Origin of the sequence: Massilia sp. UYP11, from assembly GCF_050434805.1 — a bacterium.
In the GTDB taxonomy this organism is placed as follows: Bacteria; Pseudomonadota; Gammaproteobacteria; order Burkholderiales; family Burkholderiaceae_D; genus Telluria.
In genome coordinates this window covers 122,607-137,853 of sequence record NZ_JBNDJE010000009.1, presented here as the reverse complement: position 1 = coordinate 137,853, position 15,247 = coordinate 122,607, and the positions used below count along the sequence as shown (strand labels likewise).

General features: G+C 66.1%; 12 protein-coding genes. 3 read left to right on the top strand and 9 right to left on the bottom strand.

Annotated features, from left to right (window positions below; all coding sequences use genetic code 11):
* Positions 1-44: 44 nt before the first annotated feature.
* Complete coding sequence (dcd, locus tag ABIB38_RS14590) at positions 45-611, bottom strand: dCTP deaminase (protein ID WP_429204894.1); 567 nt, start codon at positions 609-611, stop codon at positions 45-47.
* Positions 612-757: 146 nt separating this feature from the next.
* Between dcd and ABIB38_RS14585 the strand changes: the two genes are divergently transcribed.
* Positions 758-1,012 carry a hypothetical protein gene (locus ABIB38_RS14585; protein ID WP_429204893.1) on the top strand — a complete coding sequence of 85 codons (255 nt, stop codon included), beginning with the start codon at positions 758-760 and terminating at the stop codon, positions 1,010-1,012.
* A gap of 174 nt (positions 1,013-1,186) precedes the next feature.
* Here ABIB38_RS14585 and ABIB38_RS14580 read toward each other — a convergent pair whose 3' ends face one another.
* Both ABIB38_RS14580 and ABIB38_RS14575 read right to left on the bottom strand, forming a co-directional pair.
* A complete protein-coding gene (locus ABIB38_RS14580) occupies positions 1,187-1,993 on the bottom strand; it encodes an alpha/beta fold hydrolase (protein WP_429204891.1) in 807 nt (268 codons plus the stop codon).
* A 66-nt stretch (positions 1,994-2,059) separates the two neighbouring features.
* Positions 2,060-2,224, bottom strand: coding sequence for a hypothetical protein (locus tag ABIB38_RS14575; RefSeq protein ID WP_429204890.1), 165 nt, complete (start codon positions 2,222-2,224; stop codon positions 2,060-2,062).
* An 81-nt stretch (positions 2,225-2,305) separates the two neighbouring features.
* On the opposite strand from ABIB38_RS14575, the gene ABIB38_RS14570 reads away from it, so the two are divergent.
* Both ABIB38_RS14570 and ABIB38_RS14565 read left to right on the top strand, forming a co-directional pair.
* Positions 2,306-2,992 (top strand): response regulator, encoded by a 687-nt coding sequence (locus tag ABIB38_RS14570; protein WP_429204889.1) that lies wholly within the window; start codon positions 2,306-2,308, stop codon positions 2,990-2,992.
* A gap of 1 nt (position 2,993) precedes the next feature.
* Complete coding sequence (locus ABIB38_RS14565) at positions 2,994-4,391, top strand: ATP-binding protein (protein ID WP_429204888.1); 1,398 nt, start codon at positions 2,994-2,996, stop codon at positions 4,389-4,391.
* Positions 4,392-4,403: 12 nt separating this feature from the next.
* Here the strand turns inward: ABIB38_RS14565 and ABIB38_RS14560 are convergent, their stop codons facing one another.
* From ABIB38_RS14560 to ABIB38_RS14535, 6 genes are all read right to left on the bottom strand, one after another.
* A complete protein-coding gene (locus tag ABIB38_RS14560) occupies positions 4,404-6,755 on the bottom strand; it encodes a DNA internalization-related competence protein ComEC/Rec2 (protein WP_429204887.1) in 2,352 nt (783 codons plus the stop codon).
* Between the two features lie 13 nt (positions 6,756-6,768).
* Positions 6,769-7,899, bottom strand: coding sequence for a T6SS immunity protein Tli4 family protein (locus tag ABIB38_RS14555; protein ID WP_429204885.1), 1,131 nt, complete (start codon positions 7,897-7,899; stop codon positions 6,769-6,771).
* Positions 7,900-8,059: 160 nt separating this feature from the next.
* On the bottom strand, positions 8,060-9,688 hold the full coding sequence (locus ABIB38_RS14550; RefSeq protein ID WP_429204884.1) for a T6SS immunity protein Tli4 family protein: 1,629 nt from the start codon (positions 9,686-9,688) through the stop codon (positions 8,060-8,062).
* 92 nt (positions 9,689-9,780) lie between these two features.
* Entirely contained in the window at positions 9,781-11,484 is a 1,704-nt protein-coding gene (locus ABIB38_RS14545) for a lipase/acyltransferase domain-containing protein (protein WP_429204883.1), read from the bottom strand.
* Positions 11,481-14,309 carry a type VI secretion system Vgr family protein gene (locus tag ABIB38_RS14540; protein WP_429204881.1) on the bottom strand — a complete coding sequence of 943 codons (2,829 nt, stop codon included), beginning with the start codon at positions 14,307-14,309 and terminating at the stop codon, positions 11,481-11,483. Before ABIB38_RS14540 ends, ABIB38_RS14545 begins: the two co-directional genes overlap by 4 nt.
* Positions 14,310-14,437: 128 nt before the next feature.
* Positions 14,438-15,244 carry a TatD family hydrolase gene (locus ABIB38_RS14535; protein ID WP_429204879.1) on the bottom strand — a complete coding sequence of 269 codons (807 nt, stop codon included), beginning with the start codon at positions 15,242-15,244 and terminating at the stop codon, positions 14,438-14,440.
* Positions 15,245-15,247 lie beyond the last annotated feature (3 nt).

The window sequence follows — 15,247 nt, the reverse complement described above, 5'->3', positions numbered from 1 at the left end:
CGCGACACCTGGCGCGCGGCGCGCCAGGAATGCCAGAACAACGATCAGGTCTTCGGCAGGGTCACGCCGCGCTGGCCCTGGTACTTGCCGCCACGGTCCTTGTACGAGGTCTCGCAGACTTCGTCGCTTTCGAAGAACAGCACCTGGGCGCAGCCTTCGCCGGCGTAGATCTTGGCCGGCAGCGGGGTCGTGTTCGAGAACTCGAGGGTCACGTAGCCTTCCCACTCCGGCTCGAACGGCGTCACGTTGACGATGATGCCGCAGCGCGCGTAGGTCGACTTGCCGAGGCAAACGGTCAGCACGTTGCGCGGGATGCGGAAGTACTCGATGGTGCGCGCCAGCGCGAACGAGTTCGGCGGGATGATGCAGACGTCGCTCTTGACGTCGACGAAGGAGTTCGAATCGAAGTTCTTCGGGTCGACGATGGTGCTGTTGATGTTGGTGAACACCTTGAATTCGTCGGCGCAGCGGATGTCGTAGCCGTACGAGGAGGTGCCGAACGAGATGATGCGGCGGCCGTCCTGCTCCCGTACCTGCTGCGGCTCGAACGGTTCGATCATGCCGGTGCTTTCCGCCATGCGGCGGATCCATTTGTCGCTCTTGATAGTCATTGTCGGTTTCCAGCAGGGAGAAAATCCCGCGATTTTACGCGAAATGGCAACGCCGGTGATGGTCCCCGATGGCCGGCCTGTCAATATAGATTGCGGACGAGCGAAATTGTGAATACCATCAGTTACCCACTTCGATGGAGATCCCCATGCAACACCTGACCAGGGCCGTGATCGGCGTGTTTGTCCTGACCCTCGCCGCATGCACGACCGCGCCGACCACCGAACAGCCGACGCCGCCGGCCGCAGCGGCGCCCGCCATCGCGGCCAGGGTCGACGATGAATCCCTGACCGGCTCGCGCATCCCGAAAAAAGGCGGCGGCGACCGCACGGTCAAGACCGTCGGCGCGCGCGACGCGCGCGACGCGTTCGACAACCAGGCCAAGCCCCTCGACCGCCAGTAGGCTAAGTACTCAACCGGAAATAAATGTGAATTTTGGCAAACAGAACCGGAGGTGCGGCTTGCCGATGCGGTCCAAGGCGGGAACTGCGCCGCAGTGCGAGCACTGCAAGCTGGAGCCAACGCAGCAACGCGCCGGTTCTGGCAGCCAAAAACACATTTATTGACGGGTGAGTACTTAGGGCCGCGAAGGCGCGGCCAGCAGGCGCCCGATCATCGCGTGCGCCAGGCGCGCCGTCTCCTGCGGCTTCTCCAGCGGATACAGGTGGCCGCCTTCGATCATCACCAGGTTCTCGCCCACCAGCTTGCGGGTGGCGGCCATGCCGGCCTGGCGCATCTCTTCCGAGCGGGTGCCGGCGACAAAGCCGACCGGCACCGGGAACGGTTCGCGGATCACGGCGTCCATGTGATGCGGGAGCGTCTGGTAGATGGCCGACTCGACGTCGCGCCGGAAGCGCAGGGTCACCCCTTGCGGATGCGGCGCCAGGCCGTGCTCCAGGTAGTCGTCCAATGCGCCCGGGGCCCATGCCTGGAAGATCGGCTTGGCGCTGAAATGCGCGTAGGCGGCGTCGCGGCTGGGCCACAGCTCGCGGCGCTTGCGCGCGAAGCGCGCCGGCGACAGCCGTTCGCCCCAGCCGGCCAGCTTCGCCAGACGCCAGCCGAGCGCGCGCCAGCCCGCCACCACGGGCGAATCGAGCATCACCACGCAGCGCGCCAGGTCGGGGCGGCGCTTGGCCGCCAGCATGCACAGCATCCCGCCCAGCGAATGGCCGACCAGGATCGCCGGCCGGCCGTAGCCTTCCAGGTGCTCGACCAGTTCGTCGACCAGCGCGCCCCAGCCGTCGGCGACCGGATGGCGCGGATCGTGGCCGTGCATGTCAAGGGTGCGCACGTCGTAGTGCTCGCGCAGCTGCGCCAGCAGGCGGTTGTAGGTGCCGGCCGGGTAGCTGTTGCCGTGGGCGAAATGAAGGAGGGGTCTGGACATGGTGCGGGCGCGATCGAATGCAGGAGCGCCCCATTGTAATGTCCAGTGCCGCCAGGCGGTCCGCCTTTAGAAGGAAACGCCTACAAGCGGCCCGGCGGTATGGCCCTTGGCCGCATTGCCTGTTACGCTCGCCATCTGCAGCGCCGTGCCGTCGCCAAAGAACTCGCCGCTGGCGTCACCGATACGCGCCAGGTGGTGCACGCTGCCGGCGTGGTGTGGCGGGTGGTGCAAGACCGCCCCAAGGAGGTAAATCCGGGTAAAGCCGCGCCATGCGCAAGAGACCGCGGCGCGCGACTGCGCTATCCTGTCGCCATGAACCAAGTATTGCTGATCGACGACGACGTCGAACTCGTCGGCATGTTCGCCGAATACCTCGAACGGGAAGGTTTCAGGGTCGCCTGCGTCCACAACGGCGAGGATGGCGCGCGCGAAGCGCTCAGCGGCCGCCACGCCATCGCCATCCTCGACGTCATGATGCCCGGCGCCAGCGGCATCGATGCGCTGCGCCGGATCCGCGCCGAAAGCCGCATCCCGGTATTGATGCTGACCGCGCGCGGCGACGACGCCGACCGCATCCTCGGCCTCGAACTGGGCGCCGACGACTACGTGGCCAAGCCATGCACGCCGCGCGAACTGACGGCGCGGGTGCGCGCCATCCTGCGCCGCACCCAGGCGCAGCCCGAGAGCAGCCCGGGCGCTGCCCTCACGGTGGGCAAGCTGACCATGCATCCCGAGGGGCGGCGCGCCACCTGGGACGGCCAGCCACTGGACCTGACCAGCACCGAGTTCAACCTGCTGGAAGTACTGGCCCGCAATGCCGGAAAGCCGGTGAGCAAAAGCGACCTGTCGGAACAGGGCCTGGGTCGGCCGCTGGCGCGCTTCGACCGCAATATCGACGTCCACCTGAGCAGCCTGCGCCACAAGCTCGGACCGCTGGCGGACGGCCGCTCGTGCCTGCAGACCATCTACCGCCAGGGCTACCAGTTGATCCGGGACTAGCATGGGGCGGCTGTTCTGGAAGTTCTTCCTTTGCATTCTACTGGCGCAGCTGACCGCCACCATTGCCATCGGCGGCGCCTTCTGGCTGCGCGACCAGGCGCGCCAGAAGGCCAGCTCGAGCCTCGATTCCGGCCCACCGGCCGCAGTCGCCCTCGACGCGGCCGCCGCCACCCTGCGCTACGGCGGCGAAGCGGCGCTGCGCGGCCTGCTGGCCGACCTGCGGCGCCCGCAGCTGTACGTGCTGGACGCGGGGCGCCGCGACCTGCTCGGGCGCGCGGCGCCGGCCGAGCTGCTCAAGGAAGCCGAGCGCCAGCTCGGCAACGGCGAACAGCGCGGCGCGCGGCGCCTGGTCGGCCCCGACGGCGCGCAATACCTCGCGTTCGTGCCGCGCCGGTACGGGCGGCCGGAACGAGCGCGGGGCGGACCGCCCGATCCGTTGACGCCGGCGCTCGACCCCGGCGCGCGCCGCCGCATCGGGCAGACCGTCGTGATCGGCGCCGCGGTCGTGGCCAGCCTGCTGTTCGCGGCCCTGCTGGCCTGGTATTTCTCGCGCCCCATCCGCGCCCTGCGCAGCGCCTTCGAGGCCGCCGCCGCCGGTGACCTGGCGCCGCGCTTCGGGCGCGCCACCAAGGGCGGCGACGAGCTGAGCGACCTGGGACGCGATTTCGACCGCATGAGCGGCCGCCTGCGTGCCCTGATGGACGGCCAGCGCCGCCTGCTGCACGACGTTTCGCACGAGCTGCGCTCGCCGCTGGCGCGCATGCAGGCCGCGGTCGGGCTGGCGCACCAGCAGCCGGACAAGTTCGCGAGCACGCTCGAACGCATCGAGCGCGAGAGCAACCGCATGGACAAGCTGATCGGCGAGCTGTTGACGCTGTCGCGCCTGGAAGCCCTGCCCGACGCGCTGCGGCGCGAGCCGGTCGACCTGGCCGAGCTGGCGGACGGCATCGTGGCCGACGCCCGCTTCGAGGCTGCGCAGCAGGAGGCGGGCGATGGGCCGACAACCAGCATCGCCATGCGCTTCCTGGTCGAGGCCGAAAGCAGCGTCGGCGTGACCGGCGACCCCGACCTGCTGTGGAGCGCCCTGGAAAACGTGGTGCGCAACGCCGCCAAGCACGGCGCCGGCGGAGGCGCCGTGACCGTCGCGGTGAGCGCCGGCGACGGCCTGGCGCGCATCGACGTGTTCGATCGGGGGCCGGGCATCCCGCCGGCGGACCTGGGGGCGGTATTCCAGCCCTTCTTTCGCGCCGGCGCAGCGCGCGCCGGCGCCAGCACCGATGGCCACGGCCTGGGGCTCGCGATCGCCCAGCGCGTGGTGCAGGCCCATGGCGGCGCGATCGTGGCGCGCAACCGCGAGGGTGGCGGACTGCGGGTGACGATCACGTTGCCGCAGGCGTGAGCCCACAAGACGTCAGCGGCCGTGCCAATAACGCGCGTGCGTCTCGCGATGGGTCTCGACCTGCAGTGCGGCGCCGAAGCGCAGCGTGACGGCGCCGCGCTCGTCGGTGCGCAGGCGCCGTATCCCGTGCTCGGCGTAGCGCGCGTAGACCTCTTTCTTGGGATGCCGGTAGCGATTGCGATGGCCGACCTGGAAGATGCCCAGCGACGGCCCGACCGCCTGCAGGAAGGATGCGGTCGACGAGGTGCCGCTGCCGTGGTGCGGCGCCAGCAGCACGTCGGCCCGCAACTGCGGCGCGCCCAGGCGCAGCAGCGCTGCCTCTTGCGCTGCCTCGATGTCGCCCGCCAGCAGGATCGCCTTGCCGCCGGCGCTCACCCGTAACACGCAGCTGCGCGCGTTGGCCTTCAGGCGCGCATTGGCGTAGCTGGCGGCGTCGGGCGCGAGCATCTCGAAGCGCACGCCATCCCACTCCCAGCCCTGGCCGGCCAGGCAGCGCTGCCGGTGCGGCGCCAGGCGCAGCAACGGGTGCGCGGGCGGCAGCGACGACTTGACCTCCCCCACCTCCAGCGTCTGCAGCACGGCGTCGGCGCCGCCGACGTGATCGAGGTCGCTGTGCGACACCACCAGGGTGTCGAGCCGCCCGATGCCGCGCCCGCGCAGGTAAGGCAGGATGACGCGGGTGGCGCCGCTGGCGCCCGGCGCGTACTGCGGGCCGGTGTCGTACAGCAGCCGGTGGCGGTGGGTTTCGACCAGCAGCGCCATGCCCTGGCCGACGTCGAAGGCGGTGACGGTGAACGCGCCGGGCGGCGGCGCCGTCGGCAGTTGCGTCAGCAGCGGCGTCCAGGCCGCGAAGCCGGCCCAGCGCTGCGGCCAGCCGCGCGGCGCCAGCATCCATGCCGTGCCGATGAGCGCCAGCCCGAGGATCCAGGGCGCCGGCGCCGGCGCCGTCCATACAGCCAGCGCGGGCGCGGCCAGCCGCTGCAGGGGCCACGCCAGCAACTCGATGCCCAGGTGGGCCGTGCCCAGGACCAGGCCAGCCAGCGGCGACGGCAGGATGCTGCCGACCAGCGCCAGCGGCGTCACGAACTGGCTGATGACGGGGATCGCCACCGCATTTGCCAATGGGCTGACCAGGGACACCTGGCCGAACAGCAGCAGTGTCAGCGGCGCCAGGCCAATGGTGACGGCCCATTGGGTGCGCGCCGCCACCAGCAGCCCCGCGCGCCAGCCGCGCGTTCGTTCGCCGAGCCGCCCGCTGCAGGCATACAGGATGGCGGCCACCGCGCCGAAGGACAACCAGAAACCGGGCCACAGCATGGCCCAGGGATCGAGCAGCACGACGATGCCGAGCGCCAGGCACAGGACGTGCGAACTGGAAGCGATGCGGCCGCACCATACGGCGCTCGCGACCACGGCCAGCATGTAGAAAGTGCGCTGGGCCGGCACGCCGAAGCCGGCCAGCAGCACGTACATCAGCGCCACCGTCGCCCCGGCCAGAACGGCCGCCTTCTGGGCCGGCAGGATGAGCGGCAGCTGGGCGTCGGTCCAGAACGAGCGGCGCCACAGGCTGGCGACGATCCACGCCGCGAGCCCCGCCACCATCGTGATGTGCAGGCCGGAGATCGACACCAGATGGCTGATGCCTGTGCGGTTGAAGACGTCCCAGTCGTCCTGGTCGATGCCGCGCTGGTCGCCGATGACGAGGGCCACGATCACGCCCGCATACGGTTGGCCGTCGAGGACGGCCAGGATGCGCGCGCGCAGGTAGCCGCGCGCGCGTTCGATCGCGTAGCCGACGCCAGGGGACCAGTCGGCGAGACGTTGGTTCCGGCTGCCTGCGGGACGCACATAGCCGGTGGCGCGCACGCCCTGCTCCAGCAGCCAGGCTTCGTAGTCGAATCCGTGGGGGTTGGCGTTGCCGTGGGGGCGCTGCAGGCGAACCACCAGGCGCCAGCGTTCGCCGGGATGGACGAAGGCGGGATCGGCGGCGGCGGCGCCGTACCAGGACAGGACGATCCTGGGCGGGACGGTGGCGTCGCGGGTCTCGGTGCGCGCGACGTCGAACTGGAAGCGCACGCCGCCGTCGAAGCGGTGCGGCAGGCTGGCGACGATGCCGGTGACGGTGATGTCGCGGCCTTCGTCGTGGTGCGGCAAGGCGTCGTGCAGGGCCAGGTGGGCGCAGGAGGCGGCCCAGAAGAAGCCGAGCAGGAGGCCGGACGTGATTGCGCGGGGCAGGCCGCGCAGCAGAAGGCATGTGGCGATTGTCGTGATTGCGCCAGCCAGCATGATGCTCGCCGGCGGCAGCGCGGGCTGAAGTTGAAGTGCGGCGGCGCCGGTGGCGAACGCGAGGATCGCGCTTCGCATGGACTGGGCCGCGTTATGATTCGGTGCGCCGCATGCCAGGGTGGCTCTTGGCGCGTGGCTCAGGGGACAAGGGCTCTGCAGTCTCCGGACGACGCACTCTTATACTGCTCACGATGCGCTCCCACAGATCGAGCATGGCTGCCTGCGAGAGGGTCGATTGAACGGGACGGCCACCAGCGACCGGATTCACCCCGGACTCGAGCTCGATCAACAGTAGTGGAGCGTACAAATCATTCTTTTTGCCTGCCATTTCCCATTGAAATGAATATCCGGTCGTCAAGTTCGATTCGCGGATTCGCATGGCGAGCTCTTCGCCAGTCAAACCGTTGATGGTACGAGGACGCTGACGAAGATATTCGAAGCCAAGCCGCATGAGCACAGGATGGCGCGCCCTGTTTCTATCATGCCGCTCAAGCAAGCCCGGCGCAGGATCGGTCCCTGCGATGGATGACAGTACGATATTGACGTCGCGGTGACCAGGCAAGCTGGCAACGAGCACAACGCTCTCATTGCCTCTATGTTCGAATGGATCGCGTACGATCGCTCGATTGATACAAAAGCCCTCCTCTGAGGGAATTTCTCCTGAATTCAAGGCGCGAACTCGTCCAAACGTCTGCTCAAGCCGCGCCCCCACATCCAGGGGCCGATGGGTCGCACTTGCCGTTACACTCAGTCCGTCGATACGGAGAACACCTGTCACGCTGACGTCTTCGATATCCGCGAGGCGACCGTCTTCTACGGTCTGTCCTCGTCGCCTGTCATATACAGCGACCTTTCCTCGTGCGTCGCCTACGCCGAATGCCTTGGCTGTCTCGAGATGTGGTGGCTGCTCTCCGACACCGACGGCGACTATTTGCGATTCCAGCGCATTGAGCCGGGTATCGAATTCCTCTTCAGTTTCATTGGCAGAACTCTCTATATTGAACCCTCCAACGAAACCCGGGCGTACATCTATGTTCGCATCGGCAGGCAAGTCAATCAGGAAGCGGCCCACGCACACGGCATGCATGTTCTCCGTGAGCCGTAAGATCGCGCTGCGGTCCCTATCGTTCTGCAACGCCCGGTGCGTCCCGAACACCAGGACTGTCGAGAGTACCGCCATCAAGCAAATCCATCCAATCCTGCGTCGAGTGATCCATTTCATGTGCATTTCTCGCTGTGACATGGCCGCTAGCCGCTCACCTTATCCATGTCGGCACCCTTGGTGCACAGGAATTAGTTACCGGCTGCCAGGAACTGCGGTAACAAATGACTGCAGGTACGGCCATAGCAGCTCGTGAATGGCCATTCTCAGCCGCCAATCTTTACACTGTTGAGTCGCCACCTGTACCTTGTGGTTTCGACTCGTCCGGTGTGATTTCCGGGAATGGATTGGCATCGACATGACGTACCAGTTGCCAAGCACTGCGCCGATGAATCAGTTCGGAGTGCCCGCCACCCCGGCCACCGAACTGCGCGCGAAAAGTCGCGGCGGGAAGCAAGCTCCCGGCTGCAAACCAGCGGGTACCATCGAGCGCATGGCTATCTTCACATCGCCACCATCCGCTGGCTGGACAGGCGGCACCTGTCTTCACAACACTACCAATCGGCGCCTCAAAACTTCCAGTAGGGTGTCCTCCCGCCGCGAGGACGAGAAACTCTGGAGACGCCAGCGCCTGTTCGAGCCCGCTATGATGCAAGACTCGAGTACTTCGCCGCCTGTCGACCAGCGCCCACAGCGTCGAGTTCTTGCTCTCATAACTTGGTTGTACACCCCGTAACCGCTGCCACATCGTCTGCTGCGGTAGAAGCAGTGCCTGCGGCATGAACTGGCCCTGTTTGATGAATTGACGTTGGCCACCGAGGACTGTGACTCCAGTGCCGCCGTCGGCACATTGCCACCAACCAGTCTGAGGACAGACTTCTCCCGCCAGAGCACTTGCTCCCAACGCGACGCGAGGCTCCTCGGCCACGGCCCCCGTCCGCTCCACGTAAGGCCGCAAACGGATACTGTTGACGATGCTCTCCCAGAGTTCGAACATGGCCTCTTCGGACAGCGTCGACTGGAGAGGCTTTCCACCGGCAACTGGATTCACCCCGGACTCAAGCTCCAGCTTTAACGTCGGTGTGTAGACATCATCCGGCCTTCCTGTCGCCTCCCACTGGAATGAGTAGCCTGTGGTAAAACTTGGCTCACGTATGCGCATCACCAGTTCTTCTCCATCAAGCCCATTGATGGCGCGCTTATGCTCACGTAAGTTGCTGAACGCCAGTCGCATAAAAAGGGGCTCGCGCGCCGCTGCCTTTGCATTTCGTTCGAGCAGCCCTGGCGCGGGGCGCGTGCCCGCCATGGAAGAGAGAACGATGTTCACATCCGGATGGCCCGGCAACCCAGCGAACATGACCGCGCTTTCGCGATTGTTGTGCTCGTAAGGATCCAGGACAATTGCGTGTCCAACGCAGAAACCGCTCTCACGAGGAATCTCTCCTTCTCCGAGCGGTCGAATAAAGTTCAGGATGCTTGTTATTCTCGGAATATTACGGGGTGCCACCCATTCGATTTCACCAGTAATGCTCAGGTTTGGAAATCGCAGCAAGCTGAGGAGAGCGACATTTTCGCTGAAGGCGAATCCATGATCTTCCAGCACCTTCGTTCGCCGACGGTTGTATATAAAAGTTTTTCCCTGGCCGGCGTTTACTGCGATTTCCTTGCTGGATTCCAAGCTGGGGCGCCCCTCCCTATTGATAGCTTCTGCCATTTCGATTTCGGTCTGACGCAACCGGGATGCGAACTCTTCATCCGACTCGACGGTGGTACTTTCGATATCCAAGCCACCAACAGATCCGTATCTAATTTTCACCGGCGCATCAGCAGGTAGATCTATCAAAAAACGGCCGACGCAAACTGTTCTCATTTTTTCCGTCATTTTTGCCACCTTCTGCTTGTCATGCACCGTTTGCACCGAATTCGCAAGGAACGATGTCAGGGCCAGCGCGACTGCCGTGAGCCCACATACCCAACGGACACGCCGACCGCGACTCCGCTTCATTGGACGTCCTGTACGATCTTGACGATGAGATGCCGTATCAGGAGGCGCATTGTCTCGGGCTGGAGGGTATCTTGATGACGCAGTCCTGCCGGCGCGAACATCTGCCGTATATGTGCAGCGGGGCCGGCACCGGATTGCACCGGTACGGTTTCGTCTCCATATGCATCTTCGGGCCAAACCGAAAAGCGCAACTGCAAGTCCTGACCGATGTACACCTCGCGGGAGCCTTGCTCAGTGATTGACTTGAGGTTTCCCTTGCGAATACTTGATGGCGTAAGCGCTGCAGGACTCACCGAGGGTTCCCGGGCAACCCATCGAATCTGTCCATATGCCTTCAGAGACTTGTCTGCACCGTAAAAGGCATAGGTATTCGGGTGATAGTAAGGTGTCTGCGCCTTATTACCGTCCTGTGAAGTCAGTAGTTCGGTATGAAAATATTCAGCTTCTCGAATGGCATCCGATATGCCATCAACGACACTACGCTCGGAATCTTCGAAACGTCTGGCCGGATCCGCGAGATCGGGGTCGATCATGCGGTACCAGGACTTCATGTCGCGATAGAGGTCGTATGGATTGCCATCCGGGAGTGAAAGCAAATCACGCACATCGTCGCGCCGATTTACCGATCGAATCGTCTTAATGACGAGCCAAGGCTTGGGATAGAGGTGGTTTGGCAACAACTGAAGCACCCCTGGCGAGAGAGCCATCACAGGAGTCGTATCTGCTGCGCTTTCACCTGCAATGTCCGCCACGGCTCCTGCCTTGAGATTGTCCCCAAGCCCATTGGTATAGCGCCCACCTTCCGTGCCGCATGCAATGCGCCGATAGGTGACAGGAGCGCCGAGCGCGGGCATGGCTGCATGGATAATTCCCGCGATATCGGGCGCGCTACCGTCACCAGGCGAACTCAGTCGCGCACAGGCCCGCGCGACCAGCCCCCCCATGGAGTGCGTTATCAGGATCACCTTCCCGCATTCGTGTTTTCGCTCGGTCCAAAATTTCTTGATTTGATCAATACGTGTACGCAATCGGCGCGCCGATTTCTCGCATGATTCAAGCCAGTTGTAGCCGAAGGCATAAACTGGATACTGATAGGCTGCATATTTTTCGAGTTCTGCTTCGGTCACTTTCTCGATACTGCGCACACCCCAAGATCCCGCTTGGGACTGCATGACCCGAAGCCAGAAATGACGAATCTCCCGCTCGCCACGCGGAGATACCTGAAATGTCTTGTCAAGGTGCCTCTGCAGGTCGATCAGGAGGGCGCCGTAGGAGCCGGCATGCACCTCTCCCCATCCCCGCTCCCGTAGCATCCGAGGGTCGACATTGCTAGGGCCAAAGGCCAACTCGCCATCCGGATCGACTTCAAGGATGCTGGCATCGAGAATGCGCTGCCGTTCGGAAGGGGAGCGCTCCGCCCACTTTCGTGCCTCCCAAAAACCTTCAACGACGCCGTTCGGTGGTCTCCAGGCCGGCTCGCCGGGTGCGAGAATATCGTCCTTCCGGACTCTCATGTTGGCACGGGCTCGAAGATTGGATCCCATGATGCCGGGTACAAGGATCACCGGAATCACCTTGCGCGACCCAATCGTGACCCTGGCCCTCACCTTGAAGGCCGTCGGCGTCGCGACGGTATGTGCCACCAGGCTTCCATCGCGGTCGACAGTTGGCTGGGGAATTGGTCGGGTCGGCTCCTTCATGCCCGGCCCGCACCGGGTTCGCTCGGTTCGTCATCGGGCAACAGACGGATTTCGATATCGCCCATGGCGTAGCTGCTCAGGATGCTGGTGCGTCCCTCGTCGTCGGTGACGCCCTCGATGCGCGTGCCGTCTTCGTGGCGCGCGATGTAGCGCTTGCCCCGTGCCGGCAGATTGGTCTGGCGGTCGATCACGACCACCCGCTCGTCCGTTTCCAGTTCGGTCGCCGGCAGGCGCAGGCCGGCGGGCGTGCCTGTGCCCGGCGACAGATGCTCCACCGAGGCCGCCCTGACCACGTGCTTGCCGCTGCTCTGGTGGGTGATGGTGCCGCCGTCCCAGTCGGTCTGGGTGCCCTGCGACACCACCTTCACCGATGGCGCTTCCAGCTCGATGCCGGTGGCGGCGATCAGGCGGATACGGTTCGAGGACTTGATCTCGATGTCGCCACGGTGGGTCTCCACCACGATGTCGCCACGGGCGGCGATCAGCTTCATGCCCAGTTCATAGGCGAACATGCTGAGCGCGCGCGAGGCGCGCAAAAAGAGGCTGCGGCCGGTCGCCAGTTCGGCGTCGCCGGTCGAGACGATGTCGACCTTGGTCTGGGCGCCGAGGGCGATGCTGTCGTCGCTCGCGACCACCACCCCGGCCGGGGCGCTTACCGCCACCATCGGCGCGCCGCCCGCGCCCGCATCGGCGCCCGGCGCGACGTTCGAGCCGTCGTGCCAGTGGCGCAGCCGTTCGGCCAGCGCATCCAGGCGCGGCCTGGCTTCTTCGTTCTCGCCATGGTCGCCCGCCAGTCGTCCCAGCGTGTCCAGCACGCCGTGCATCGCCTCCGCGATCCCGACCAGGCTGGCGCGTTCGAGCTGGGCGCCGGCATCGTCCTGCTTGCCCCCGGCGCTGAGCAGGATGCCTTCGCCGCCGCGCAGCGCCACCGCCTTGTCGCTGCGCAGCTCGGCGCCCTCGCCGCGCGCGCCGCCCTGGCCATTCGACCTTGGCTCAGTCAACCAGCCGAGGTTCAGTTCGGAGCCCGCGTGCTCGCTGGCGATCTGCACTCCGATCTGGCCCGGCGTATCGTCGAACAGCAGCTGGCCGCCGCGCGCCCCGCCGATCTCGCGGCTGCGCATCCCCGACAGATAGCGGTTGCCCGGCAAGTCCCCCGCCCGGCTCAGCGCCGGCGGCTGCGCGCGCTGGTTGTACAGCTGCGACAGGATCACCGGCCGGTCGGGGTCGCCGCCCATGAAGGCCACCAGCACCTCGGTGCCGACGCGCGGCAGGCCGAGCGTGCCGGCCTGCTGCTGGCTGCCCGGTCCGGCGCCGGCCCAGTTGGACGCCACACGCACCCAGGCCGAATCGGCCGGCGTGTCGGATGCGCCGGCGCCGTGCGCATGGCGGTGGTCGCTGGTCCGCATGCCGGGAAAGCGGATCTTGACCCGGCCCAGCGCGTCGCAATGCACCTCTTCGCCGGGCGGGCCGGTGACGATCGCGCTTTGCAGCTGCGGATGCGGCAAGTCGACCCGCGGGTCGAAGCTGGGCACCAGCGGGATGCCGCGCCGGACCGCGTCGAAGCTCACGCGCACCCGCACCGTATCCAGCGATGGCGCGGCGTCCGGGAAGGCGTCGGCGTCGGCCCAGGCGCCCATCAGGCGCCGCACGCGCGCCGAGACGTCAGCCGGGAGGTTGTTCTCGGCCTCGACGTGCAGCGCGGTGATGGTGAAGTCGCGCTCGGCCGCCGGGTGGGTGTCGATCTCCGGGTGGCCGCTCAGGGTGAACCATTCGCCGGCGCGCAGGTCGCGCACATTGCCCTCGCCGTGGAAGCACTTGGTTTCGAATTCGTGGCGGTTCATGCGCACCTGGCCGAGGCGCCAGTGGTCTTCGACGTCGTTGCCCGCATGCGGCATCTCGACCTGGTAGTCGTCGAGGCTGGCGGCGAGCTGGTTGCCGCTGCGGCCCTGGTCGGCCATGCTGCGCGCGGTGGAGGTCATGAACTGGGTGCCGAGCGGATTGCGGTAGTCCCAGCTGTGGCGCGTGGTGCTGCCCGCCTGCAGGCGGCGCGCGGCGCTCCAGGACGCGATGGTGTCGCGCTCTTCGCTGGCCCCGCCGCGGTGGTAGCGCACGGTGCCGGCGCCGTTGCGCGGCAGCGAGTCGGCATCGGCGAACAGCACCAGCGTGTGCACCGGCGAAGTGTCGCGTTCGACCTCGAGCGTCCGGGTGCGCGCATGGCCGGGGCGGAAGGTCCAGGCCACGCCGCGCCGGCGCAACAGGCGGCGCACGAAAGCGGCGTCGGATTCGTTGTATTGCATTGTCTGTTCGCGCGGCGGGAACTGGCGCATGTCGAACAGCGGATCGAGTTCGTATTCGAAAGCGCTGGCCAGCACGCCGTTCGACTGGCGCCATTCGTCGAACAACACCCGCACGATCTCGAGTTCGTTCTGGTAGCGGAACACGCGGCTGTTGACGCGCTTTTCCATGATCGCCAGCGCGTCGCGGATCACCAGCTGGTAGACGCCCAGGCCGCCGTCGTAATCGCCGGCCCTGGCCTCGGCCACGATGCCGCAGGCGCCGCGCAGCTGGCCGCGGTCGGTGACGAACTGGATTTCGGCCGGCAGCGCGATCAGTTCCTTGAGCGGCAGGCGCGGGGTCGAGGCGACGCAGGTGACGACGTATTCGAGGCTGCCGCAGACGGATTCGCTGCCGCTCACCCGCTGCGGCAGCAGGACTTCATCGGCGAGGTGGTCGGCGTGGCCCAGGCGCAGCCGGATCGGCCGGTGCGCCGTCGTCAGCGATTTCTCGTGCTGCAGCATGCGCAGGAATTCGCTCGCGCTGTCCAAGTGTGTCTCCCGTCCGGTATTTATTCATGAGGAAGCACATCTTGTCACAGCGGGCAACTACGGGATTTGGGGCGTGTCAGCAACTGTCGAGTGAGATCGGCTGAACTTCCCGGAACGCTGACGGTCGTCTATATGACGCCACACAGCCCGGAAAGACGGGGGATTGCGGCGATCGATGCCTGAAACGCTGCCTGGCGCACCTCCTCCACCCCGATCCCTCGCAGCTCGGCCAGGGTGGCGCCGATGCCCGGAAGTTGATCGGGGCTGTTGCGTCCCGGATGAATCCAGCTCGGCGCGATGTCGGGCGAGTCGGTCTCGAGCACGATGGACGCCAGGGGCAGCTCGGCCGCCAGGCGCCGGATCTGCAGCGCGCGCGTGAAGGTCATGTTGCCGCCGAATCCCAGGTGGAACCCGAGCTCAATGAAATTCTGCGCCTGCTGGAAACTGCCGTTGAACGCATGGGCGATTCCCGATGGCGGGCGAATCTGGCGCAGGTGCTTGAGCACCTGGTCTTGCGAGCGCCGCACGTGCGTCAAGACCGGCAGGCCGAAGTCGCGCGCGATGCGCAGCTGCTCGCGGAAGAACCGCTCCTGCTTGTCGCGCATGGCCGGCGCGGTCAGCTCCGGGATGAAGAAATCCAGGCCGATCTCGCCGATGCCCACGAAGCGCGGGTCGCTCATCGCCTGCTCCACCCGGGTGCGCAGATGGGCCAGGTCGTCGTCCTGCGCCTGCGGCACGCAGATCGGGTGGATGCCGAGCGCATAGCAGGCGTTCGGGCTGGCGTGCGCCAGGCCGGCCACGGCGTCGAAGTTGCCCCGCTCGACCGCCACGATCACGATCATCGACACGCCGCTTTCCTGCGCCTTGCGCGCGACCCCCGCACCGTCGCCGCCGTATTCGCGCGCGTCCAGGTGAACGTGGGTGTCGATCCACATCGC

Coding starts and splice junctions, on each gene's coding strand:
- dcd (WP_429204894.1), bottom strand. CDS start 611: ATGACTATCAAGAGCGACAAATGGATCCGCCGCATGGCGGAAAGCACC.
- ABIB38_RS14585 (WP_429204893.1), top strand. CDS start 758: ATGCAACACCTGACCAGGGCCGTGATCGGCGTGTTTGTCCTGACCCTC.
- ABIB38_RS14580 (WP_429204891.1), bottom strand. CDS start 1,993: ATGTCCAGACCCCTCCTTCATTTCGCCCACGGCAACAGCTACCCGGCC.
- ABIB38_RS14570 (WP_429204889.1), top strand. CDS start 2,306: ATGAACCAAGTATTGCTGATCGACGACGACGTCGAACTCGTCGGCATG.
- ABIB38_RS14565 (WP_429204888.1), top strand. CDS start 2,994: ATGGGGCGGCTGTTCTGGAAGTTCTTCCTTTGCATTCTACTGGCGCAG.
- ABIB38_RS14560 (WP_429204887.1), bottom strand. CDS start 6,755: ATGCGAAGCGCGATCCTCGCGTTCGCCACCGGCGCCGCCGCACTTCAA.
- ABIB38_RS14555 (WP_429204885.1), bottom strand. CDS start 7,899: ATGAAATGGATCACTCGACGCAGGATTGGATGGATTTGCTTGATGGCG.
- ABIB38_RS14545 (WP_429204883.1), bottom strand. CDS start 11,484: ATGAAGGAGCCGACCCGACCAATTCCCCAGCCAACTGTCGACCGCGAT.
- ABIB38_RS14535 (WP_429204879.1), bottom strand. CDS start 15,244: ATGTGGATCGACACCCACGTTCACCTGGACGCGCGCGAATACGGCGGC.